Below are 22,177 nucleotides of genomic sequence, written 5' to 3'. Positions count from 1 at the left end.
AAAGAAAAATGAAGTAAAGCCGTTTAAACTCGCAATTTAATAAGTAATCTGTTGCTTTAGTCGACTAGTGTCCAGTATTAGGGGGTTAGACCGAATTTGGTCCTATATAGGCCATTTCGTAACAAATGGGTTCAAAATGTTGTACAAACTGCAACTTCAAGTTGCGAAATAGCCCTTTGGCTTGTGGATTGTTGTAGAAAATGCAACATCGCCTAATCCAAAACATAAAATTTCAAAATTAAAAAAAGCTGTCCCCAAAGGACAGCTCAAACGAAGGCCAATCAGCTAAACAATGAAATTTTGATTTTCGATATTAGTTACATTTGTCCCGGTCGCACCTACAGTACCAGCAGGTGGTGTCTTGGCGCCAAAACCTTTAATCATGCTTTGGATTTTGTCTACCACTTGCGGTGCCGAGTCAATGAGGCGTTCAAGAATATGTGTTTGGTTGTCCAGCGGAACAACCTTCACGCCATTCTTGCCTACGACGAGGAAAGCAATAGGTGTTATAGATACCCCGCCGCCGCTACCGCCGCCGAAAGGAAGAGCAACCTTCGCATTCAGCGCATCGCTTCTACCTACAGTGCCGCCTTCGATTTCAATTTCTGAATCTGTCACGAATTCGCTGCCGCCTGCGGCAAAACCGAAACCTACTTTGGAAATCGGCATGATAACACTACCATGAGGAATTCGTAAACGATACCGTGTATAGCACTAGACCCCTAAAGAAAATTTACGATTACGCTGCCTGTATTATCAAGTGAATCCCGTTCCCATACGACTGAATGAATGATGGACTTGTATGCTCTATTGATATCCTTTGGATCAGCTTCCTTGTCAACGATGTGTAACACCCTTTTGACAGTCTCTAGCATATCCTCGTTACGTGCGTTCTTGGAGTTGTCAGCCTGATTCTGGATCACTTGATACTCGCTTTCCAACTCTGCGATCTGATTTGTGAAGCCCTCTTTCATTGGCATGAACTCATCTCTGGTGTAGTCACCGTCAAGGTATCTGAGGTTCAAGTTGCCCAATCGTTTCTCAATGAGTTTGATCTCGGTCAGCTTGTGTTCAGCCATTTCCAACATGTGTCGGATGTCTTCCAGTTGAACACCGTTTCTGATCGCATCTTCTAATTGAGATACCTTGAGCAGGATGGACTCCTTCACTGCAACAGCTATGTCAACCATTGAACCACCGAGATTATCACAGCGTGTCCCATACAGATCCTTATGTACACAGGACTTCAATAGATCGGACGGTCGGTTCGTTCTCTTCTGGATCTGCATCGTGCTTCCGCACTTGGCACATCTGATCAGACCTGAGAAAGTGTTTGCCCCTGCCCTTGCCGCAGTTGGGATCTCTTTGTCCCGTTGAATGATGTACGTGAGTTTCTCATGTTCTAGCTGAGTCTTGACCGCTTTGTGACAGTTGTTGTACGTGATCCATTCTTCCTTCTTCTTACGTATAATGGCATCTGCCCCGACTAGCTTCCTCTTCTTGCCGACCACGATCTTGCCCAAGTGTACTTCATCTAATAGAAGTCTTCTCACAACAGCGGGTTGCCACAGTTGACCCCGTGGACTTGGAATGCCATCCTTGTTCAGTTCCCATGCGATATCGTCAGCTACGTACCCGCTGAGTGCCATATCGATCATCCGTCTGTATACCGATAGCCTGTGTTCGTCAGAAGGATCTGCCTTACCTATCTCGTTGTTGTACACATACGGGAACGGTGGTGTGCCATTCGACCAGAAGCCCGCTTTCGCTCTCCGTGCCTTACCTTGACGGAAACGACGAGCAATCTGCTTGTACTCAAGTCTCGCTCCCAGACCCTCGATCTCGGCTGTCAGGATGTCGGACTCATCATTGAAGTCGTATGTCTTATACGGTGTCACGAATAAGCATTCTGCTCGAGCCAGTGTCTTCTTGATCCGTGCTTGGTCAGCTTCGTCACCACGACTCATCCTATCTAAGTGGACAGCAACGACTGCATCGAACATTTCCATCGCAACATCTTCAAGCAATTCGATCATCTTGTCACGGGCATCGATCTTATCACCCGTTCCGATCTCGGCATACTCGGTGTAAGACCAACCGTTCTCTTCACAGAGTCCGATCAGTTGCCCACGGTGTTGAGCCAAATCATCAATCTCTTCATCGTTGCTTCCCCGTGATTTCCGTAGGTATAAAGCAACATGTCTAATGTCGTAATCAGAACTTCTTGCCATGGGTGCTACCTCCTGCGGTATCATTTACCGATAACGTGGTATCGTTTATCAACTTCACTACTAATATAACACAGAAAAGGACAAGATGGGAATACCCACCCTGCCCTATTCGTCAACTATTTTTGCTTGGGATATTTGGCTGATATATCCATGATCGTTCTCAGGAATCTTTCACAAGCTGCGGGTGATGGATCGTGTGGAATGGTGACCTTGACCCCGCTTGTGGCAACGAATGTCACAGGTTGGCTCATAGCGCAAACTCCTTCTCTAAGATGTGTTCGATCTTCTCGGCAATGTCAACGAGATCCGTGTCCAGTGAGTACATTTCCTCGTCCGTCATCTCATTCATGACCTCGTACATCAACCGTGTGCGGGATAGTATACCCTTGGCATTCAATTCCAATGCGTGATTCTGGATAAAATTTACGATGCTCATATGTCAAGTCTCCCTTTGATTTCGAATGTAACGTCTTGTATTCCAAAGTCATACGCTTTGTCTCGATTCTCGTACACGATGTCAAAGTGGTTACCCTTGACTGTCCCGCCACGGTCAAGTACTATGCCGTGAATGGTCTCTCCGCTTCCCAAGTGAATGTCAACCAATGTTCCAAACTTGTACTTCTCGTCACTCGCTAAGATACGATAGCCCTTGTAGGTAATCCCCTTGTCCAGATCGTATCCTGCTTCTGTGATACCTGTCTCACCGTTCATAGTGTCTTTACAGTTACAATAGGCTGTTGCCACTCCCACGTTCTTCTTTGGAACAGTGGTGGCACGGGATGTTGTCTCAGTGTGTTCTGGTGTTGCTACAGTGCGTTCTGGTGATGTCTCAGTGGTGGGAATGTGTATGACAGTGACTAACGGTGGTAGTTCGGGTGCTGTGGCAATACCGTGGTAGAGAAGGGAGCAGACCAGTGCCACTCCCAACAAGATGCTACAACGGAAACTGATCAAACTGCGGTCTCTCGAAATGTTTCTTACACTGCCTACACACCGTCAGATACTTGAACTCACCCTCGATACCAATTGACTCACCCTCTGTCACCATCCTGCCGTTAGCGTCCACACGAATGTTATGATCGGACGATGGTTTACCACAGTTGTCACAGTCGCCGTGCATGAACCTGACATAGTCGGCTTCCAACTGTAAATACTCTGACGCGGGGAATTTAACGTCTCTGAAATCCTTGATCAGACCACTCGCTACGACCTGTATGTTCAAGGACTTGCAGTGCCATATTAGAGCTTCTATGAACTCTTTGGAGAAGAACTGAACCTCGTCTATGAACAGGTAATCAACCCCTTTGAGCGAACTCAGCACCCACCAGATATCGTGTAGGTCAGTATCGTCAATCAAGTTGGCAGGATACGTGTCCGCTGTTGCCCGTGATCTGACATGGTCTCCATCCCGCGTGTCCAGTGATGGCTTGATGATCAGAGCCTTTCCCGTGGCTTTCTTGATCTCTTGAATCAACTCATACGATTTACCCGACCTCATTGTGCCTGTAAAGAACTTGATCATTGTGCTTCCTCCATTTGCTGTAGTAGCAGCTTGACTTCATGTTCCAGTTCGGCTTCTGTACCGATGTTGTAGATGGTGTAGTCACGGTTAATCATCCAGATTTGTTCCTCAGATGGGTTGACGTACATGAACTCGCTGTCCTCTGCTGCTCTTGCTTTTCTGTCTTCTTCATGGGCATGGACATACACGATTGTGAATCCGTTAGCCTTACACCATGCTGCTTCGTTCGGTTGTCGTAGGTCTGTGATGATGAAATTGCCATTGTTTTCGGACAGGTATTGCAGCAGCTTGTACCGATTCTCCAACTTCCTGACCCAGACGTTTTCATCGAATGATCGCATTGCTTCACCAAATCGTTCATACCCTTTTCTCGGTTTGGGCAGGAATGGAATGAGTGGGAACGTCTCGTGGTACATCATTTTCAACGCTGTGCCGAATGCCAGTGGATTGATTTTTGACACCTTGCGTCCGATCAACTCAGCAACCGTGTCCTTACCCGATCTTGCGTAACCCATCAAAGCTATTTTCATTGTTCGTCCTCCTCGTTTTTGCATTACATAGATCTAATCCCAAACGGTGATCCATTTTCACAACGAGGACAAAAAAAAGATCCCCCACGCAATGTGAGGGACAATTCAAGGAGTTTAAAAGGTTACGAACTAAAGTACTCGTCTTGCGGTAACATAAGTGCGGGAATAGACAGAGCCACTGAACTTGGTGATCGTAACTCCAATGCCTTTCTTGTACGTGTGCAGCAACTGGTCATTCCCGATGTAGATCGAGATATGGTTGATCACTCCGTCCTTGTTCGTGTCAGTGAAGACCAAGTCTCCTGCACGTAACTCAGAACGGGGAACGTACTGTCCTGCTTTGGCAATGTTCTTGCTACCATATGGCAGCTTGATACCAAAGTGTCCATAGACGAAGCGTATATAGCCAGAGCAGTCAGCTTGGATCAATTGACCGTCCACGATCTTGGTAGCATTGAACGCATAGGGTAATCCCATGTACTGCTTGCCATAAGAGACAATCTCGTCAGATGATGCAGCTTGAGCCACTCCTGCAAACGCAAGGGACATCACTAGCATCAATAGGATAAATAACTTTTTCATTTTTTTCACCCCCTTTCAATGAAGTCTTCCATGATGATTTTGTAACATTCGAGACATACCGTGTAGGTAGCGAGGTCAACACAGATTTCCCATGTCAAAACCTCGCCACATGACTTGCAGATACCGACAATGTCATTACTTGAGTTGATAGACTTTTGCAGTCTTACCCGCAACGAACTTGACACCTACTACCAACCCCAATTCGATCTCAAGAGTCTCACGCAGGATCTTCTTGGACTGTACATTGACACCGTTCTCTTCTGCCCAGATCTCGTACTGATCGTAAACCTCTGGTGGTCTCAGACCAATGAAGTCCTCTGGCTTGTGGTCACGGACGAAGATGAGCGTTCCATTGTTCTCTTCGTGGTAAGCGAAGTTATAAGCAGCTACCTTCTCGGACTCAGTGAATCCTGCATTCTCGTACAGATCGTAGTAAGCATCGACCATCAGCTTGACCCAATATTCCAACGCATCCTCGGTGGTCAGCTTGGTAATGAAACGTGGATCTTTCTTGGCGATTGTCCCGAACATTGGACACCAGATGACACGTCTCTTGTAACTTTCGCCCTTCTCAAATGACTTGAGCAGATGGTTACTGGCGAAGATCAATGATGTGGTCACGACAACCTCTTTGGACTGCTTGTACAGTTCACGGGAAGAGATGTAGTCACATGTGCTGATGTTCTTGAGGGCTTTCATTTGCTTCTCATTGATTGCCTTGTCCTCGATGTCATCACCTAGGTTTGCGAGTTTACCTTGCAGGGATGTGAAGTACTGTTCCTTCGTCATCTCTTCTGGTGAAAGTGAACTACAATTCTCACGACCAAGGATGCGTCTCATGATTGTCAGCATCGTGCCCTTGCCGTTACCACCGTTACCCACGAACACGAAGAACTTTGCCAGTTGACGTTTGAACTCAGGACTGACGATCAAAGTGTGTGCCATCGTCTCAAGGATTAGCTTGCGGTATGTAGCGTCACCGTCTGTCAGGAAATCGAGATAGTCATCAACAGCTTGTACAGCGGGAGCATCCTCGTTATATTCCAAGTCAATGTAGAACGGTGTGAACTCAGTTGATTCGACTTCGATCCAACGACCATCTCTCAAAATGCCATTCTTGAACTTGATGTCAAAGCCTGTCGCGGGTTCGCGTACATTCTCGATGTGGTACTCCATCTGATTTATTACTTCATCTATATAGCGAATTTTCTGACCTTGTAAATGCTTGGCAACAACCGTTGTGAAGTCATCCCCAGATACATACCGTTTGCCATCGTAGTTGTACAAGCGATTGGAGTATTTGACAACCTTCAGCTTGTTCTTGAGTTGTACCGATACTTCATACTCGTTGTCCTTCTCTGCACGGATCTGTTCCTCGCGGCAGACCGTTGTGAACTCTTCTGTATCCATTGGATTAGCGAACACGTAGTTGTTGATGAAGCTGAGACACTTCTTCCAGTTCTGGACTGCCATGATCTTGAATTTGTGGGCATATAGCTTCTGGTTACGACCATCGCCGCTGTCCAATCCTTCAAGGGACTCTAGCTTCGTTCTACTATAGAGGAAGTCAGGTAGTTCTTGACGGTTACCCATGTTATCGATCTGGCGAAGTATTCCACCACGTTTGATCGTGATTGCCTTGGTATTGCTGATATGTTTGTATTCGCAGTCAAATCCTAGTGGGTTCACATTGCGTGTGCCGCGGAAACCTTTTGGCTTCTGGAAGTACAAGTGCGCTCCACGATCTGTCCATACGATCTGAGTTGTAATGTCAAAAGCTTGGATCATCTTTTCAATTGCTGTCTTAGGAAGGGAATCGATGTCAACGATCAGGTCATCGTTAGTCAGGCAGTAGCCCGCGTCTCTGAAAGATTCGTGCATTGGGGATTTGTCAGCGATCACGGAAGCAAATTTCTGGTCTGGTTTAAATTCTACGTACATAGTTGGTTACCACCTTCGAGTCGATTTGTGCCTTACATAGATCTAATCCCAGATACCCTTCCGTTTTCACAATCGGCTGAAAAATTTTTATGAAGCTTTTTTGAATTGGGCAAAAACCGTTTGAAACGAGACGAAAAAAAGACCACCCTATTTAGATGGTCTGACCTTCTCTCCTTCGATTTCTATCTTGAACCCGCCCACAACCAACCTCACTGTGGTGGTCTCTATGAATACCATGTGTCCATGACTTTCTCCCGATCTATTAACCTCGGTGATATCGTAAGCACCTGTTCGCAATCCATCCACAATCTTGGCAACAACATTGTCCTCTAATCTAACTGTTTGTTTAATCATTTGTCTCATTCTCCTCCATCCATTGAATTAGTGTTGGTTTGATCTTGCAAGCATCGGTCACGGTATTGACCATTTTGTAGTGCAGACATGACCCGCAGTTCTCGCTTTCGTCCCATGCTTTGGGATGGCTTTCAAATAGTGGGCAAACTCGCTTGGCTATCATTCGTACCACTCATCCCCTTTTTTCCATTCCCTTACCGATTCATGTTGTGCAAATCCCCCACACTCAGGACATTCCTCCCAAGTGACGAACAAACTATCCACCCATTTGTTACCGCAGTTTGAGCAAATCCAAGGAAGTATCTTTTTCATTTCTTCTTCTCCTTTTCAAAATAGTCCAACATCAAGTAAATGGGGAGTCCACCGAAGACAACTCCCACTACCAAAGCTACAAATAGTCCTGCTATCATTTGGACAACCTCCTCTCAGCTTCTGCCATGATCCAGTCATCAACGGGAATGTCGTAGCCAGTCGATGGGTCAAAGTTGTCGAAGTACTCTTGATAGACACCGACAATCTCTGGGTATTGCTTGTGTAGTGCAGCCAGTTGCTTTGCCCGTGCATTGAACAAGTTGTCAGAGATCAACGACTTGTCCAGATGATAGTACAGGTATGAATTGATTAGGAATGACTTACGCAAGCTGTTGATGAGGTATGTGTTGCACCGATCTTTCAAGCAGTTGGCAGTGTGGACATTGAACTTGGCAGCACAGTAGCAGCTTACATCCATTTCTCCAACCTCTTTTCCACAACTTGCACATAGTGATTCAAGTCTACGATCCGTTCAAAGCGTTCAAGCTTGGAGACATCGTCGTTCCAGACGAACATCTTCTCAGGACTGTCAGGGAACGATACAAGCCCATCGTCTTCTCTCTTTTTGTAGAGTCTGACTTCACCCTTGCGAGTAGGGAAGATTCGATTGACCTTCTGATACTTCTTGCCCGTGTCATCAAACGTGCCCTTGTACGTGTGACCCGCTTGGAGTACGTACATGTATAATTGTGGCTTATCAAGATTCTCAATCAGCGTATCTATCACTGAGTGACCGTAAACGACTTTGTTGACCAAGCAGATGTCAAGGATTCTCGCACTGTTGTTCTTGAAGAATGCGTCATAAGCGTAACGGGATGTGTCCCCGCCTTTGCATTTGATCTTGCCATCCTCTGACACACCGATGTAGTTATTGACATCACGTTGAACCAGTAGCTTGAAAGTATCGGCTTCCAGTTTCATGTTGAAGTCCTCTTCCCATTGCTCCCAGATCCCTTTGTAGTCACCGAATGGAATGAACGCAACACCGTCGGTATTCAGTTGAACAATCTTAGCAACCTTGGACAATCGCTTGCCCAGTTCGTACAGTGCGATCTGACCGAACACACAGACGGACAATGCCGCTTTAGGATTGAACAAGGGGCTGTACTGATTTTTTAAAAGCCCATAAACGCTGTTGAGTATAAGCTTCAAAGCATCTGACTTCACCTTATCTTTGTGCTTGATGGCAATCCGTTCTTCCAAGATGGCTTTGTACTTCTCGGTAGCCTTACCCAGTGCATTGATGTTGAGAATGATGTTCGGATACATGGAAGCTACGTCAAGCAGAACCACGTTCTCGAATCGTTTCTCAGTCTTGTGAACACTATGTAGCCCGCCGAATCCAAACTCGATGTCGTTGTCGAACTCAGTGATGGTCACCTTGCCCTTGTCATCTTTGCTGTTGAGCCACAGGTCACGTACCTCGGAAGGGACTAGGTCGAGCATCGATAGGTCGGAGAAGTCATCAGCATTCAGTCGGATCTGGCTCCACTTCTGCAAGGTCAAGTTACCAAGCAATGCATTCGCGGAAAGAGTTGTCGTGTTCCAACGCTGCCCTTGTCCGTTCATTTCAACAAGACTTGCCTTTGGTTGGAAGTAACTGTTCACTCGCATCTTGTATACGTCAATGGTTCGGTCAATATCGTAACTACAATAACTGATGACCTCTTCGTACTCCTCGTCAGTCAATGGAGTCGGGTGATTGAAGTCGATTGGAGTTTCGAAAATGTTTTTAGACATGTTCGCTGAAATTTTTTTCAGACTGGGAAACCCGACATCGATCTGCTGAAAGCAGTCTAGGGAATTGAAACCCTTTTGCGGGTACTGCTTTGCTCCACCGATGATCAGATCATTCAGTTCTTTTAACTGGTGTGCTTTCCACCCCTTCATCATTGCGTTCAGCATGTGGTCATCGTACCAGTAGTTATTGAACCCAACGACTGTGCGGGATCCAACGAAAGCACGTAACCCTTCGAAGCCGTCATCGTCCTTGAAGATTGCGAGAAAGTTCTTGTCAATATCTTTAAACACTACAAAAGCGTTGTGTGGGTAGCACTCGATGTCGTAAAATAATAGGTCTTGATTTTCCATGTAGGTCACTCCTTATGTTTGGCTTACATAGATCTAATCCCAGAAACCAATCCATTTTCACAACGACCACAAAAAGAAAAAACCCCACCTATTTGGCAGGGTTCACAACGTCATCGAACAGGTACTCTGGGACACCATTGTCAATGATAGCTTCGTGCATGAGTCGGGCAAGATGTTGGACATCCTTCTGAGCGTGTCCTGCCAGTCGAAGGGACAAGAACTGTCTCCAACATCGGACATTCCCTGTCATAATGATTTCAGTCTTGGTCGAGTTCGGGAGAACAGAACGGGCGACTTCGGGCTTACAACCTTCTTCAATCATTGCAAAGTAATGGTGTTCAGCTTGTCTCATAGCTGACTGCCATACTGGAAAACCCTTGGTCAGTCCATGTGGTTTGATGACTGTGATCTGAGATCCGAACTTGTTCTTGGCGTAGGAACAGTACCGTTGGCTCTCTACAGAGAACGAGAAGTGACGATGTCTAGTAATTTGTGCAAGCATTGCGCGATCAGTAACCACACGTAAAGTAATACTTCCGTGTTCCACAACAGAATCGTGGTGATGTTGTTTGACAATCTGGTTAAAAAGTTTTTCATCCGTACCTTCCCCTATCTTGTCCTCAGACTTGTAACAGTTCCTTGCACCCAGTTCGATCACTTGCCCGATGTTAGGGGTGGCTGCTATAAACTCTACTGATGGTTCGATGATTTTCATAAGTCCTCCTATTTGTCATTACAGTGGGAACGCAACGGCTCACTCTCTTCCAACTGTTCAATGTCGTGGTTCAATCGTTTTAACACAGCCTTCAAACTATCCTCATCTGAGATATCTGCAATGTCCCAGTACAGGTCTTTCAGTAGTTCAATGAAGTTCTCTTTTGTCATAACGTCCTCCTAAAAAGAAGAGGGGAGTGACCCCCTCGATTAACCGATTGAACAAGCTTGCATCCCGCAGTCGTTACATTGTGGGCAATTCTCTACCATGGTGAACTTCTTGGATCCACATGACTCACATACCCAATCGTCATACTTGCCTTTGACCTTGATCGTCTTCGGCTCAGTGTCGGACAGCGTGGTCACATCGATCTCTTGGGCTTCTGGTGCTTCGTTCTCAGTGTCAATGTTGGACAGGATTTGCTCATCCCGTGAACCATCGCGGTAGATCGTTGTTCCCTTCAATCCCATGCGGTGTGCAAGGAAGTAAACTTCGGCAACATCTTCCTCTGTGTAGCTTGCAGGACAGTTAACCGTCTTGGAGATTGATGTATCGATGTACTTCTGCAGGACAGCTTGCATCGCAATGTGATCAGCAGGACTCAAGTCCATTGCACCTACGTACCAGTTCGGAAGTTCTCTGTCAGGGAACTGTTCCATGTAGGCTGCTGCGACACCCGCATATTGGATCGTGTTACCGATACGTGACATACGGTGATACTTCATCGCGAAATGTGGCTCACAACCAGTGGACACTGAACCCGCAGGATCAAGAAGACTTGGAGTGATTGAACCCGTTGTACCAGTTGGTGCGATTGTCATGCTAGTGCCGTTACGGATACCATATTCTTCGATTGCGTACTGGATGTAGTCAGGAAGAGTCTTGAAGAAACCACCTTGCATGTACTTCTCTTTGTCATAGAATGGGAAGCTACCTTTCTCGATTGCCAGTTCAACGGAAGCCATGTAGCCAATGTTGCGTTGGAATTCGATCAGCTTCTCAACAAGATCAATGGACTCTTTGCTACCATAAGGAAGTCTCATGGCAATCAACAGATCAGCTAGACCTAGGAGACCAAGACCAACTCGACGTTCACCTTGTTGCCATTCTTTAAGGTCAGGTTCAAAGTAGTGTGTAGCATCGATCACGTTATCAAGGAAGCGTTGGGCAATAATGATAGTTCTTTGGAATTTGTCCCAGTCAATCTCGTAGACCGTACCGTGTTCATCTTTGCCAACAGCTTTGATCATGTGACCCCAGTTAACTGCTCCCAAGTTGCACGTAGATTTGTCGAGCAAAGGCTGCTCACCACATGGATTTGTTGTCTTGATGATCCCCAGATACCAGAGAGGGTGCATACGGTTCACTTCATCAATGAAGATAATTCCCGGCTCTGCTGACAACCAATTACACTTGACAAGCTTGTTCCACATGTCAACGGCTCTGACCGTGCTGTGTACGACCACTGGATACCCTTTGTCTCTCCAAGGCTGAAGGTCACCGTTCCACTCGCTGTTGTAAGCAGGGTGGCTTGTGTCAGGGAATACCAAGTCCCAGAGAAGATCGTTGTCAACTGCATGCATGAAATCATCCGAGATCAGAACCGAACTGTTGTTACCTTCCATGAATCCCGCTTGCGTCTTAGCACCGATGAAGTCTTGACCGTAGTCTGGATCGTTACGATCGTTCGTGTAGTAAACGTCAGGATGCCAGTCATGTATTGTCAACATTTGTGCCCCACGTCTGTTCCCTTGGTTGACCCAACTCGTAAGTGATGAGAACATGTTGCCAGTGTATACCGACCCTGCTGATTCACCTTTCGTAGTTGACAGGCGACCAAAGCGTGGTCTCAAAGTTGAAAGGCATGTTCCATTACCACCACCGTGTGCCATGATATTTGAAAGGCGACTCATATGATTGAAGATTGCATCCCGTGAATCGCTACCCTTGTGAGGTGCTACAGGTGATGGGTTGATCGTTGTTACATAGCAGTTGAACAGTGTGACCAGTGCATCGTCCCCTGCTCCTGCAAGGATTCGTCCAGATGGTACAAAGTCAAAGGTTGAGATGATGCTGTGGAAATCTCCTGCGACCTTCGTGCGTACTTCTTCTTTCTCAACAGAAGCAACGAAGTTAGCAACCCGCTGTGCCGTTTCTGAGTACTCGTTCTCGAGCAGGATATCGACCAGTTCAATACGTTGTGTGAATGTCGTTCCCGCATCCATACCAGAGGTCAAGGTCATCTCGATCTGATTGCCATTTATGTTAGTCACCGTTGCAGTCTCGCGGACAGGGTACTTACCGTCTTTGACCAAGGTGATTACGTTCGAACCAATTTTTAACTCAGCGAGTTTGTTCTTCGCTTTCCGTGCGTACCGTGTTTGGTACAACTTTCTGTGGAATCCTGTAAGTATTGTTGTCATTGTGTTACCTCCATGTTGTTTGTGTTAGAGGGGATTGGCTACCCCTCTCATGTATCTAATCCCCGATGGTGAATCATTTTCACAATCAGTTGATAAAATCTTTTAACCTGTTCTGAACTGCAAGGTTCATAGAGATCTCAGAAAGGGCAGCTTCAGCGTGTTTGTTAAGTTCAGCCACCTTGTTCTGTGCGTCAGCGACCAAAGCACTCAGGTCTTGATTGGCTGCGTCCAGTTGGGCATGAGCAGTCTTGAACAGGGTCAAAGCAGAATCACCTTTTACTCGTGCTGACTGTAGCTGTTCAGCGTGTGTCAATGGACGTTTGATTTTGAATGGGTTAGTTTTGAATAGTTTCATTGGGTAGTTCCTCCTTGTATAGTTCGAGTGTGAAGCATCGATTGATCAAGCCGTTCAGTTCGGATTGTGAATAGTGAGAACCTTGTCCATCTGAGGTTCGCTCAATGTAAATGGTGGTGGCATAACTCCCGCGACCATAGTTGGTTGTGTTCTGGATGGTCATGCTCATGTCCAGTACGTCCCCTACCTTGACATCTTGGAACAATCGTGATTTCGTCTTCTTGTGTATTGCCTTGACAATGAATTTGTTAGTTAGTTGCATAGTGATCCTCCTCAAAATGGGTATAAAAAAGAGGGGCTGCTACACCCCTCGCTTGATTAATTTGAAATTACAGCCAAGAGCAGCACAACCACCACGATGACTCCGATCACTGTGAAGATGACCATGTTATTTCACCTTCTTCTTAGGGAACGGCTTGATCTCGATATAGATAGCGTTACTGCCACCCATCTTCTTGACCTCAAACATTACCGTCTTACCAACCAACGACTCCCCATCCTCGGCTTTGACACCAAACTTCTCTTCGAACTTGGCAATCTGCTTCGGCTTCTTCAAAGGATCGATGAAGTACACATCCCCAACCTTCTTGCTGAACCCCATATTACTGCGGTACGTTAGACCTTCGTACTCAACAAAGATTCGGATTCCTTCGTCTTCAAGAGCGACTTCAACGATCTCACCAGAGAGGATCTGTCCTACATCATCAGCAGTGAACTTTGCAATGTCACGTTGAGTCGATTCTGTCAGCGAGTTGAACTTCTCGTAACAATAGATGTCCTTCTTCACCCCCACGGCTTGCTCCATAGCGTCAAAGCTTAGACCGAAGTGTTCCTGTAGTGCAGCTTCAACCTTTACAGCTTTCTCATCGTCAGCAACGAACTTCTGCGTGTCTTTGTCGAACACTTTCTTATTGAAGTTAACCTCACGAATCTCTCCTGCAGCGACATCCAAGAAAGTCAATGTTACCTTAGCATCGTTGTATCCTACTTCTACCAATTCAAGCTGTTCTAATTTTGTCATTTTAATATTCTCCTCTGTGCCACTCTGGGCGATTAGTTTTTGGTTTATTCGAAAGTGATTGTGATGTTTTCTTTAGTGATGTTTGTACGTATTAACGACAAGTGGACTGTACCACCAGTTAACCGCATGTCATTGAGATTCAGAGCCTTGTCATTCTCAAGTATCAAATAGTAGTCACCAGAATTAGCACCTATGACGATATCACCCTCTGCTATTGGTCTCTCTTTTGGTGCTTTCGGCATGTTGTTAACGATTTTCATATTCGCTCTCCTCTGTGCCACTCTGGGCGATTAGTTTTGTTTGTACGGGATACGGTTCATCTTCAAAAATAAATGTACTTGTGGAAGTTCGCTCTCAGGAACTGAGATTGCAACCCACTCGTTTTTAGGTGTGTCCACCATAGGCTCGACCTTCTTAGGCATAGACCCAATGAAGTCAAGTGTGTCAGCGTAGTGCTTGAGATCGCCATCTTGTTCCAACAGCATTTCAAACTCTCGACTGACTTGTTCAAAAAACTGAGCCATTGCTGTCTCGACCTTGTTCAACACCGTAGTCTTGTTTAGGTGAGATGGATTGATGAAGTGTGATGGTGTCAGGAAGAATAACCGCGGGTACTTGTCCAACCTCTTATGGAAGATGTTCTCAATGACCTTGCGTTTCTCTTCACGTTCCAACTCTTCCAAGGCTCTTACCTTACCTCGTAGTTCGTTATCACTCTCCTTGACCACTCCTGTGATCGTTTTGATTTTTGCTTCGAATGCCATGTAGGGTTCGAGCAGTTCCTTCTTGATTCGGATACGTTCTGCTTCCAATGCGTCAACTCGCTTGTTCACTTCTGCCAGAAGCTTCTTCGTACCCTTGATAGATTCTTCATCTACCTCGACAGTGCGGATCAGTTCAGCTAGGTGAGTGGCTTGTTCAAGCATCTCTTCATAGTTGTAGAAGTTCACTTGCCCAACTTGACAATCTAGGAACGGTTGCTTTACTACCAGTTCGCTCATGTTTCACCACCTTGTTGTGCTTCGTGCCTTACACTTATCTAATCCCAAAATAACTGGATCTTTCACAACAAGGGGTGAAAGTTTTTAATAGAATCTCGATGACATGTGCAACTCTGTTAACGTGCTGTCAGACGATCTCCTATTTAGATAGAAGAACAGCTTACATTTTTGCGTACTCAGATGTCGCTTTGCCCCCGCATATACGTTGTAGCCAAATCTAGTATCGAACTTCATACCATCGATCTTCTTCTCATCGTGGTTGGATTCAATAAAGAAATGGTCATACGTTTGGACAGGTGCGTTCCTAAGATCGGCAGTGTCTGTCACATAGATGATAGATTCACCTTCAGCATTGACCCATGTATACCCGTAGGTAAGTACATCGTGGATTGCTTTGAACGGTGTGAAATCAATACCATCGTCCTCAAATGGGACACCCTCATTAATGCAGTTGATCGGATACTCACTGAACACCTGACACACTTCGTAGTTGCCAAAGATCTTTATATGAGGAAACAAGATTACGATGTTCTTCAAAGTAGATTCCTTGATGTGGTCAGAGTGTATATGTGTTAGCAGCAGCGTGGACACCGAATAAAGATGCTCTTTGATTTTTGCAAACGGCACTCCGCAGTCGATCATGACGTTATCGATGATGACACAGTTGCCTTTCGATCCTGTTGATATAATTTTGTGATCCAATAGATTCACCCCCTCGGTAATCTAATCCCAAGAAAAGTGGATGAATCACATATAGATGAAGCGATTTATTCAGAGCAGTCCATTACCTTTTTCGAAAGGTAAGCAAAATGTTTAGGTAAGTCCGCAAACCCTTACCCCGCCTACGTTTCAGAGAACCTTCCCAAATTACCCGATTCCGACCCAAAGAATCTCCCCTCTGTCTCTCTACCGTTTCAGCGTTCTCTTAATATATATACTTTTAAAAAAAAGAGTAAGAAAGGTAATAGAGTAAGAACCCTTACTGGGCAAGGCTTTGATCCATTACCTTTTGCTTACCTTATTTTTGAAAAGGTAAGGTTTGTCCAAATTGTGGACACCAATTGTCGGAATTGCGCAACTTCTTTGCCATATATTGACCTATATCTAGCGTTTTATGACAAAGACTTTGCTATATCTGCTGTTCGCATTTCCAATTATGACCAACTGGTAACAATCGCACAACCATGCGGTTTGTAAGCTTTATACATCACCTAAAACATGGGAACGCAGGAATAAGAAACCAGTATACAGCAAAGTCTTTTGCATGGTATCCTTTGTTATCGGGTTGAACCATTTTGTACCAATGTTCGACACGAAATACATATATACATAGGGAGCAAAATTATCATGACTAACTCTACTTATAACAGCAAAACATTTGACGCAAAGGTTCTTAACTTAGACACAAAGTCTTGCAACCTTGACGCAACATCCCTTTCCTCTGCCATCAACAGCAAAACATTTGACGCAAAGGTTCTTAACTTAGACACAAAGTCTTGCAACCCTGACACAAAAGTTCTTTCCACTGACGAATTGGTTGCAGCAATCATGTCCGAATGCAAGGCAGCTACCAAACGTGCTGCTCGTAAGTATGGCGCGGGTAACATGGAAGACCTTGAAGGGTTCTTGATCGCTAACACTTGGAGAATCGTTTCAGCGAAGGAAGAGAAGTTCCACACTATGTGTTTCATCAGACGTGTGATCAAGCAACGTACCATGAACCACATTGCCCGTGATGTTATGCCGAACCAGACCCTAGGCTTCACAGTTAATGAAGATGGATCTACATACGAAGAAACAATCCCTGACCGCGCTGACATGGAACTGTCAAACACTTTGACAGACTTCCAAGCGTCTTTGTCTGCCCAACAACGCAAAATACTTGACCTAGTAACGCAAGGTTATGGTAACAATGAAATTTGCGATATGGTAGGCTGCAGCATAAACACACCGAAAAATACTATGAAGAAGATAAAAGAGTTAGCCATCCAATTTGGTTTGTAAGCCATTGTGAATCATCCACTCTTTCTGGGATTAGATAAGTAGAAAGACATAATCCCAGAGAGGAGCAGGATGAGGTGGTAAATCAAACAGATAAGGAGTGGAATGCTCAGTATGATTTCAGTTACATCACAGATAGTTATTTCCGCGAGAAGTTGGAAAGTGGCTTGATCAGATACGCACCAGAGGATTGGACAGAGATGACTCCAATCGAAGAAAACGAATTGAGATAGGAGGTTGCCCATGATTGTATTCACGGTTATCGGAATCATCACAGTAGTGGTATTGGCAGTAGTAGCGTTTGTAAATTTAATCGCAGATTAGGAGGAAACGACATGTTAAACATTTTATTCGCACTGTTGGCAGGGTTCTTATTAGGTCTAGTAGGACTGGACACATTGTTCGACAACGCATTGGGCTTCACGACTCAACAGTATTACCTTGTATGGTTCTTGTTGGGAGCAGCAGTTTGGCTAGTAAATCTAATTAAAAAATAGGAGGAAACAATATGAAATTCGAAATGGCATTAGGTATGTATTCATGTGCAGAAGCAATTGCAGCTTTCTATAATGCTCTGATCGAGAACGGTGTTCCAGAGGATGTTGCGTTGGAGTTAACTCTTGCGGTACTTGAGAACGCATTGAACGGAGCGGTACAACGATGAAACTTCTATTAGAAAGGTTCATGATCCTTGCCTACACCCTGCACGTAACTGGTATCGATATTGATATCGATGAAGCAGGACTTACTGTTGAACAGTTCGCGGTAATCGACGCACACTTTAGGGATGCCATTGAAGGTAAAGACCTCGAAGAAATGAAAGCAGAACTGGTCGAACTTGTGAAAGTCCTGTCCCAGATCGAGCCAAAGGAAGTTGAAGAAGAGGAGGATCCAGATGCTACTCCGTGATGGATCAAGACTCGGTCAAGCTTTCGTGATCTTGGCAATCCTGCCCAAGGGTGTTGTCAATCCGATGACACCGAACACCCAACAGTCAATCACGATCCACAACACTGGTAACCCAGAAGCTACAGCCAAGGGTCACATCGGTGCTATCACTCAGAACAACAATGGCACAGGTCGGGAAGCATCTTGGCATTTCACGGTAGATGATCGCTACATTGTGCAACACATTGACACAGCCTTTGAAACGTGGAACACACTCGCGGGCAAGGCGGGTAACGCTACGACCATTGCTATCGAGATATGTGAGTTCGCTGATCCTGTCCGTCAGGCACTGGCTGAAGACAATGCAGCTGCTCTGGTCAAGTACTTGATCGCCAAGGGAATCCCGAACGTGGTCAAGCAGCACCATGATTGGTCAGGCAAAGATTGTCCACACACGATCCGCGCTCGTCCCAATGGATGGCAAGACTTCTTAAACAAAGTGAACGAGGAGGAAGGCGAAATGAAACTCAGTGTGCAAGAGGTTGACTACATCTTGTCCGTACTGGGCAAGTACTGGCACGACATGGACGGCAGCAAGGAAATCCAAGACTACACCCACTTCGTTGCTAACAGAGTGCGCGAAGAGTCAGGAAGACCGAAGCAATAAACCCTCTGTCAGATGCCCTCAGATCGATCAAAATATTATGAGTGAACCACTTGCCCACGTTGATCGATTTAAACGCAAACAAAAAAAGACCCCTTTCCTATTATGGATCGGGGTCTTTTTTTTTATTCTGTTAGCTTTCAATCCATGAACCATTGACGTAAGCACCCATCTTGATTGCTTTCCAAGTCGATGATCCAACGTCATATTTCCTGACAACAGCGGGCTTCCAGATACCACCGTCATAGGCTCGAACGATCTTACTTGCTACTAGACCGACCTCGTTACCTACAGCGTAGTTCTGAGCAACTTCTGCGTCAGATAGTGCGCGGTTGTAGATACGGACAGCGACAATGATTCCTTTGAATCCCGCTACATATCCGTTACCAATGAGTAGGTCTCCTGTAGTCGTTCTTGCTGTTGGCTTGGTATCTGCGATAGAAGAATAGGGTATTCCGTTTTTCACCCATCCTGCCGTAGTTGCTGCTAGATTCCTTCTGAATGTACCCGTGGTCAGGGTAGCTGCATTCACTCCCGCCATCCCGTGTACATTGTAGAGTGTAGCTGTTGTCCCCCAGTAAGCATTAAGTCCCCCCGTGGTCTCCCAAACTAGGGAATATTCACCGTTATAGTTCTTGTGCAGTAGGCTTGTACGGGGAGCCAATGTGTCACTTGAGAAAATTACTTCAATGGTGATATTGTTTGTGATTTGTAGAAGTGGATCATTCAGTACGGTGACTTTCGTTCCTGACAATCCATCAAAGTACATGCCGTTTGCCTGTAAAACAGCACCCGCGATAGCACCGTTCAGTTTGCCGACATTTGCAGGGGCGATGTTATTCCACGTAGCACCGTTGACACCTTGCTTATAGTGGTAATAGGCGACTAATCCATCAGTTACAATTCCCATCAGTTCGTGTCAAACCAAATCTTAGTAGTATCTGTCGGAGCGGTTGTGCCTACGTGAAAATAGCTAGAAGCAGGAGTTCCCGCGACACCTTGAATACCCTGTGTCCCTTGAGTACCCTGTGTCCCTTGAATGCCTTGGTCACCTTTATCACCTTTGAGACCTTGAATGCCTTGGTCACCTTTGATCCCCTGACTTCCCGTAGCCCCAGTAGCACCTTGAATACCTTGTGTCCCAGTTGCTCCAGTCAAACCAATATCGCCTTGGTCACCCTTGTCGCCCTTCTCGCCTTGGATACCTTGAATCCCTTGAATACCTTGTTCGCCCTGTTCGCCTTGGTCACCCTTGTCGCCCTTGCCACCCCCGCCGCCAACATTTACAGTACCTCCTATAGCAATCGTTATAGGCATATGCTTGGTGACGTTCACTTCAATGGGATGGACTTCTTTGGAGATTTTTACAGTGATCTCGCTGTGGCTCATTGTGTCACACCCTTTGTCACAGGAATGGTAATCGTGTCAGACGTTGCGACCACTCCACCGAAAGTTCTCCGAATGTCCATGAAAGCATTGCCTATGTCCCATTCTTCTGTGTCAAGAATCGTGAAAGTGAATTGACCCTCGTTGGACGTTGGTTCGATCACGAAATCTCCCAGAAGGATTCCCGTGCTGCTACGGACTTGGGACTTCAATTCAGAAGCCTGTACGGATGTGTCGAGGTTCACGGTCAATACCAGTGTGTCGCCTTGTTTCAATGGGTTAATGTTCATTTTATTTTCCTCCTAAGATGTCATCGAATCTAAGAAAAAACCCCCACCGTTTATGGCAGGGGACTGTCAATTATTCTACGTGACTTTCTGGATCACTGATTACACCCAAACCAACAAGGATGGACAGCACCGTGTTGAAAATAACTTCAGCTTGGTGTGACGCGGATACATCAATTACACCAGTATTGGTTAAGATAAGGATAACTCCTGCGAACAGCGACAATAGGACTTTCTTATTCTGCAATCGAACGATTAGCTTTTGCATCATATTTGGACAACTCCCCTTCTAAGTGGATTACCTTCTCAAGCAACTGAAGGTTAATGGTAGTCAATCGAGCTACCTCTTGTTGAAGCAATGTGATCTTCTTCTCTTGGGCTTCCATAAGGGCAGTGATCTTGCCTTCGTAGAACATGTCCCGACTTGTGTGCTGCTTGCCCCGTGCAATTAAAAAAGTCACCACAGATGCAGTGACTGTACTGATGATTCCAAGGTACACTTCCAAGACTATCCCCTCCCAGTAGATGGTTTGATTAAGCCGATACAGGTGTGAGTAACATTGTCGCGTCAAACTCTGCTTGCGTGATGTAGTTGGATGCCAGTGCGTTGGTGATTTGATCCACGGTCATAAGGTCACGGGCATTCTGCATTACAGCGTCTACGTAGTCAGGTCTCACATCTGGTACAGCAGCACCCTTGTTGTTGTGCAGTTCATACGTACCATACAGATAAACATTTCTTGCGTAAGTTCTTACTAACGTGATGTTTGGAGTTGCCATTGATTAAATTCCTCCTCTTGTGTTGTTCAAGCTGTTAATATCAGTTCAAGCACAGCAGCTAAATCTGCGTTGGTCTGTGCCAGTTGTTGCTCTAGTTGAGCGATTTTGAGTTGTTCCTCTGTCGGTTTCGGTTCTGGTTGCGACTCAATATCAGAAGGAGTGTACTCCCATTCCACACCATCTACTTCTACGCAAAAAGTTTTACCATCGCGTTCAATAAGTCTAGCCATTTGACAAACTCCCCCTTTATTTTAAGATTTTGATTACTGGGCCATTACCACCCGCACCGCCGTTATAAAGTGTAGCAGCGCCACCTGCACCGCCATTAGCCGATACGGTTACAGGGATAGAACTAGCTGAGACAATCACACAACCGCCACCGCCACCCCCAGAACCCCCATAACTAGTACCTCCGCCAATCGTACCGTTAGACCCCGCGGTTCCATCTGCGCGAATCGCTCCACTACCCGTTATCGACTTAGCAATTACCACGACACAACCACCGCCAGTACCGCCGACGAAAGATGAACTTTGTGGAGCACCGCCTGAAGCACCATATGTTTTTCGGAACTGTTCCACACCGAAAGCTAACGCAAAATCAGCCGTACTCACACCTCCCGCGCCTCCTGTAACGGAACTTGTACCACCACCGCTACCTCCTGCTCCACCTGACCCTGCTGCGCCTCCTGTTTGTTGGTTACCTGCTCCACCCGCACCACCGCCAGCAAAGCCATAACCAGAAGAACCAGCACCGCAACCGCCTCCCCCTGCTCCTGCTCCTGATCCTATATTCCCTTGACCCGCCACAGACCCAACGGAACCTTTACCAGAAGCGGAAATTAAACCGTCTATATTAGCTACGCCATTAACAAGAAAAATAAGATAACTATTGCTTGGTGTTATCGTCACCCCTACGGGTATGTTTAAGCTAGAAAATCTGTACATTCCCGAGCCGAGAGTTTGGTTACTTACAGGGCTATAAGCCCCATCTGAACCGTCGTTCAATAAATCGAATTCAGCCAACCAACTAGGTGTTGCTTTCTTATTTGCTGCCTTTGCTGCGAATCCTAAAATTGCTCCTAACATGTAATCT

The 22,177-nt window shown here is 45.8% G+C and carries 36 protein-coding genes and 1 pseudogene; 6 read left to right on the top strand and 31 right to left on the bottom strand.

Features of this window, described 5'->3' with window-relative positions; all coding sequences use genetic code 11:
• Positions 1-285 precede the first annotated feature (285 nt).
• The 23 genes and pseudogenes from ASG85_RS33570 to ASG85_RS33480 all read right to left on the bottom strand — a co-directional run.
• Positions 286-687 (bottom strand): annotated as a pseudogene (locus ASG85_RS33570) (spore germination protein GerW family protein); the annotation flags it as partial.
• A 35-nt stretch (positions 688-722) separates the two neighbouring features.
• Entirely contained in the window at positions 723-2,231 is a 1,509-nt protein-coding gene (locus ASG85_RS33565) for a recombinase family protein (RefSeq protein WP_060649115.1), read from the bottom strand.
• A 116-nt stretch (positions 2,232-2,347) separates the two neighbouring features.
• A complete protein-coding gene (locus ASG85_RS39675) occupies positions 2,348-2,482 on the bottom strand; it encodes a hypothetical protein (protein ID WP_268796148.1) in 135 nt (44 codons plus the stop codon).
• The gene (locus ASG85_RS33560; protein ID WP_060649114.1) at positions 2,479-2,667 is read right to left on the bottom strand and encodes a hypothetical protein; all 189 of its coding nucleotides are present in this window, start codon (positions 2,665-2,667) and stop codon (positions 2,479-2,481) included. Before ASG85_RS33560 ends, ASG85_RS39675 begins: the two co-directional genes overlap by 4 nt.
• The gene (locus ASG85_RS33555; protein WP_060649113.1) at positions 2,664-2,975 is read right to left on the bottom strand and encodes a 3D domain-containing protein; all 312 of its coding nucleotides are present in this window, start codon (positions 2,973-2,975) and stop codon (positions 2,664-2,666) included. Before ASG85_RS33555 ends, ASG85_RS33560 begins: the two co-directional genes overlap by 4 nt.
• A 190-nt stretch (positions 2,976-3,165) precedes the next feature.
• Entirely contained in the window at positions 3,166-3,753 is a 588-nt protein-coding gene (locus ASG85_RS33550; protein ID WP_060649112.1) for a thymidine kinase, read from the bottom strand.
• Positions 3,750-4,283 carry an AAA family ATPase gene (locus ASG85_RS33545; protein ID WP_060649111.1) on the bottom strand — a complete coding sequence of 178 codons (534 nt, stop codon included), beginning with the start codon at positions 4,281-4,283 and terminating at the stop codon, positions 3,750-3,752. Before ASG85_RS33545 ends, ASG85_RS33550 begins: the two co-directional genes overlap by 4 nt.
• 129 nt (positions 4,284-4,412) lie before the next feature.
• The gene (locus ASG85_RS33540) at positions 4,413-4,865 is read right to left on the bottom strand and encodes a C40 family peptidase (RefSeq protein WP_060649110.1); all 453 of its coding nucleotides are present in this window, start codon (positions 4,863-4,865) and stop codon (positions 4,413-4,415) included.
• A gap of 135 nt (positions 4,866-5,000) precedes the next feature.
• Positions 5,001-6,806, bottom strand: coding sequence for a DUF5906 domain-containing protein (locus ASG85_RS33535; protein WP_060649109.1), 1,806 nt, complete (start codon positions 6,804-6,806; stop codon positions 5,001-5,003).
• Positions 6,807-6,953: 147 nt separating this feature from the next.
• Positions 6,954-7,160, bottom strand: a complete 207-nt coding sequence (locus ASG85_RS33530) for a hypothetical protein (RefSeq protein WP_060649108.1) — start codon at positions 7,158-7,160, stop codon at positions 6,954-6,956.
• On the bottom strand, positions 7,153-7,323 hold the full coding sequence (locus ASG85_RS38480; RefSeq protein ID WP_156397022.1) for a hypothetical protein: 171 nt from the start codon (positions 7,321-7,323) through the stop codon (positions 7,153-7,155). The genes ASG85_RS33530 and ASG85_RS38480 overlap by 8 nt, the downstream gene beginning before the upstream one ends.
• Entirely contained in the window at positions 7,320-7,472 is a 153-nt protein-coding gene (locus ASG85_RS38475; protein ID WP_156397020.1) for a hypothetical protein, read from the bottom strand. Before ASG85_RS38475 ends, ASG85_RS38480 begins: the two co-directional genes overlap by 4 nt.
• A 94-nt stretch (positions 7,473-7,566) precedes the next feature.
• Entirely contained in the window at positions 7,567-7,890 is a 324-nt protein-coding gene (locus ASG85_RS33525; protein WP_060649107.1) for a DNA ligase LigA-related protein, read from the bottom strand.
• Positions 7,881-9,563 carry a DNA polymerase domain-containing protein gene (locus ASG85_RS33520; protein ID WP_060649106.1) on the bottom strand — a complete coding sequence of 561 codons (1,683 nt, stop codon included), beginning with the start codon at positions 9,561-9,563 and terminating at the stop codon, positions 7,881-7,883. The genes ASG85_RS33525 and ASG85_RS33520 overlap by 10 nt, the downstream gene beginning before the upstream one ends.
• Before the next feature lie 88 nt (positions 9,564-9,651).
• Positions 9,652-10,278: an FAD-dependent thymidylate synthase gene (thyX, locus tag ASG85_RS33515; protein WP_060649105.1), complete on the bottom strand. Its 627-nt coding sequence runs from the start codon at positions 10,276-10,278 to the stop codon at positions 9,652-9,654.
• An 8-nt stretch (positions 10,279-10,286) separates the two neighbouring features.
• Positions 10,287-10,448: a hypothetical protein gene (locus tag ASG85_RS38470; protein WP_156397017.1), complete on the bottom strand. Its 162-nt coding sequence runs from the start codon at positions 10,446-10,448 to the stop codon at positions 10,287-10,289.
• A gap of 39 nt (positions 10,449-10,487) precedes the next feature.
• Positions 10,488-12,701, bottom strand: coding sequence for an adenosylcobalamin-dependent ribonucleoside-diphosphate reductase (locus tag ASG85_RS33510; protein ID WP_060649104.1), 2,214 nt, complete (start codon positions 12,699-12,701; stop codon positions 10,488-10,490).
• Between the two features lie 85 nt (positions 12,702-12,786).
• A complete protein-coding gene (locus ASG85_RS33505) occupies positions 12,787-13,056 on the bottom strand; it encodes a hypothetical protein (RefSeq protein WP_060649103.1) in 270 nt (89 codons plus the stop codon).
• On the bottom strand, positions 13,037-13,318 hold the full coding sequence (locus tag ASG85_RS33500; protein ID WP_060649102.1) for a hypothetical protein: 282 nt from the start codon (positions 13,316-13,318) through the stop codon (positions 13,037-13,039). Before ASG85_RS33500 ends, ASG85_RS33505 begins: the two co-directional genes overlap by 20 nt.
• Before the next feature lie 126 nt (positions 13,319-13,444).
• Entirely contained in the window at positions 13,445-14,077 is a 633-nt protein-coding gene (locus ASG85_RS33495) for a hypothetical protein (protein WP_060649101.1), read from the bottom strand.
• A 44-nt stretch (positions 14,078-14,121) separates the two neighbouring features.
• Positions 14,122-14,337, bottom strand: a complete 216-nt coding sequence (locus tag ASG85_RS33490) for a hypothetical protein (RefSeq protein WP_060649100.1) — start codon at positions 14,335-14,337, stop codon at positions 14,122-14,124.
• A gap of 30 nt (positions 14,338-14,367) precedes the next feature.
• Complete coding sequence (locus ASG85_RS33485; RefSeq protein WP_060649099.1) at positions 14,368-15,078, bottom strand: DUF1351 domain-containing protein; 711 nt, start codon at positions 15,076-15,078, stop codon at positions 14,368-14,370.
• Positions 15,079-15,162: 84 nt separating this feature from the next.
• Positions 15,163-15,789: an MBL fold metallo-hydrolase gene (locus ASG85_RS33480; RefSeq protein WP_235550272.1), complete on the bottom strand. Its 627-nt coding sequence runs from the start codon at positions 15,787-15,789 to the stop codon at positions 15,163-15,165.
• 636 nt (positions 15,790-16,425) lie between these two features.
• Here ASG85_RS33480 and ASG85_RS33475 point away from each other — a divergent pair.
• The 6 genes from ASG85_RS33475 (at position 16,426) to ASG85_RS33465 (ending at position 18,634) form a co-directional block, all read left to right on the top strand.
• Positions 16,426-17,082 carry a LuxR C-terminal-related transcriptional regulator gene (locus ASG85_RS33475; RefSeq protein WP_060649097.1) on the top strand — a complete coding sequence of 219 codons (657 nt, stop codon included), beginning with the start codon at positions 16,426-16,428 and terminating at the stop codon, positions 17,080-17,082.
• A gap of 74 nt (positions 17,083-17,156) precedes the next feature.
• The gene (locus ASG85_RS38465) at positions 17,157-17,312 is read left to right on the top strand and encodes a hypothetical protein (protein ID WP_156397015.1); all 156 of its coding nucleotides are present in this window, start codon (positions 17,157-17,159) and stop codon (positions 17,310-17,312) included.
• A gap of 102 nt (positions 17,313-17,414) precedes the next feature.
• Positions 17,415-17,576: a hypothetical protein gene (locus tag ASG85_RS38460; RefSeq protein ID WP_156397013.1), complete on the top strand. Its 162-nt coding sequence runs from the start codon at positions 17,415-17,417 to the stop codon at positions 17,574-17,576.
• An 11-nt stretch (positions 17,577-17,587) separates the two neighbouring features.
• Entirely contained in the window at positions 17,588-17,743 is a 156-nt protein-coding gene (locus tag ASG85_RS38455) for a hypothetical protein (RefSeq protein ID WP_156397011.1), read from the top strand.
• Complete coding sequence (locus tag ASG85_RS33470; protein WP_060649096.1) at positions 17,740-17,988, top strand: hypothetical protein; 249 nt, start codon at positions 17,740-17,742, stop codon at positions 17,986-17,988. The genes ASG85_RS38455 and ASG85_RS33470 overlap by 4 nt, the downstream gene beginning before the upstream one ends.
• Positions 17,975-18,634, top strand: coding sequence for an N-acetylmuramoyl-L-alanine amidase family protein (locus ASG85_RS33465; RefSeq protein WP_060649095.1), 660 nt, complete (start codon positions 17,975-17,977; stop codon positions 18,632-18,634). The genes ASG85_RS33470 and ASG85_RS33465 overlap by 14 nt, the downstream gene beginning before the upstream one ends.
• 130 nt (positions 18,635-18,764) lie before the next feature.
• Here ASG85_RS33465 and ASG85_RS33460 read toward each other — a convergent pair whose 3' ends face one another.
• The 8 genes from ASG85_RS33460 to ASG85_RS39670 form a co-directional block, all read right to left on the bottom strand.
• Complete coding sequence (locus ASG85_RS33460; protein WP_060649094.1) at positions 18,765-19,541, bottom strand: LamG-like jellyroll fold domain-containing protein; 777 nt, start codon at positions 19,539-19,541, stop codon at positions 18,765-18,767.
• Positions 19,541-20,020: a collagen-like protein gene (locus tag ASG85_RS33455; protein ID WP_060649093.1), complete on the bottom strand. Its 480-nt coding sequence runs from the start codon at positions 20,018-20,020 to the stop codon at positions 19,541-19,543. The genes ASG85_RS33460 and ASG85_RS33455 overlap by 1 nt, the downstream gene beginning before the upstream one ends.
• On the bottom strand, positions 20,017-20,307 hold the full coding sequence (locus ASG85_RS33450; protein ID WP_060649092.1) for a hypothetical protein: 291 nt from the start codon (positions 20,305-20,307) through the stop codon (positions 20,017-20,019). Before ASG85_RS33450 ends, ASG85_RS33455 begins: the two co-directional genes overlap by 4 nt.
• A 70-nt stretch (positions 20,308-20,377) precedes the next feature.
• Positions 20,378-20,575: a phage holin gene (locus ASG85_RS33445; RefSeq protein WP_060649091.1), complete on the bottom strand. Its 198-nt coding sequence runs from the start codon at positions 20,573-20,575 to the stop codon at positions 20,378-20,380.
• Entirely contained in the window at positions 20,541-20,810 is a 270-nt protein-coding gene (locus tag ASG85_RS33440; RefSeq protein ID WP_060649090.1) for a hypothetical protein, read from the bottom strand. Before ASG85_RS33440 ends, ASG85_RS33445 begins: the two co-directional genes overlap by 35 nt.
• A 28-nt stretch (positions 20,811-20,838) precedes the next feature.
• Positions 20,839-21,084: a hypothetical protein gene (locus tag ASG85_RS33435; protein ID WP_060649089.1), complete on the bottom strand. Its 246-nt coding sequence runs from the start codon at positions 21,082-21,084 to the stop codon at positions 20,839-20,841.
• Between the two features lie 26 nt (positions 21,085-21,110).
• Complete coding sequence (locus ASG85_RS33430; protein ID WP_060649088.1) at positions 21,111-21,314, bottom strand: hypothetical protein; 204 nt, start codon at positions 21,312-21,314, stop codon at positions 21,111-21,113.
• 16 nt (positions 21,315-21,330) lie between these two features.
• Positions 21,331-22,170: a hypothetical protein gene (locus ASG85_RS39670; RefSeq protein WP_060649087.1), complete on the bottom strand. Its 840-nt coding sequence runs from the start codon at positions 22,168-22,170 to the stop codon at positions 21,331-21,333.
• Positions 22,171-22,177 lie beyond the last annotated feature (7 nt).

Origin of the sequence: Paenibacillus sp. Soil724D2 (assembly GCF_001427935.1) — a bacterium.
Lineage (GTDB): Bacteria > Bacillota > Bacilli > Paenibacillales > NBRC-103111 > Paenibacillus_E.
This window is presented reverse-complemented; position numbering and strand designations above follow the sequence as displayed.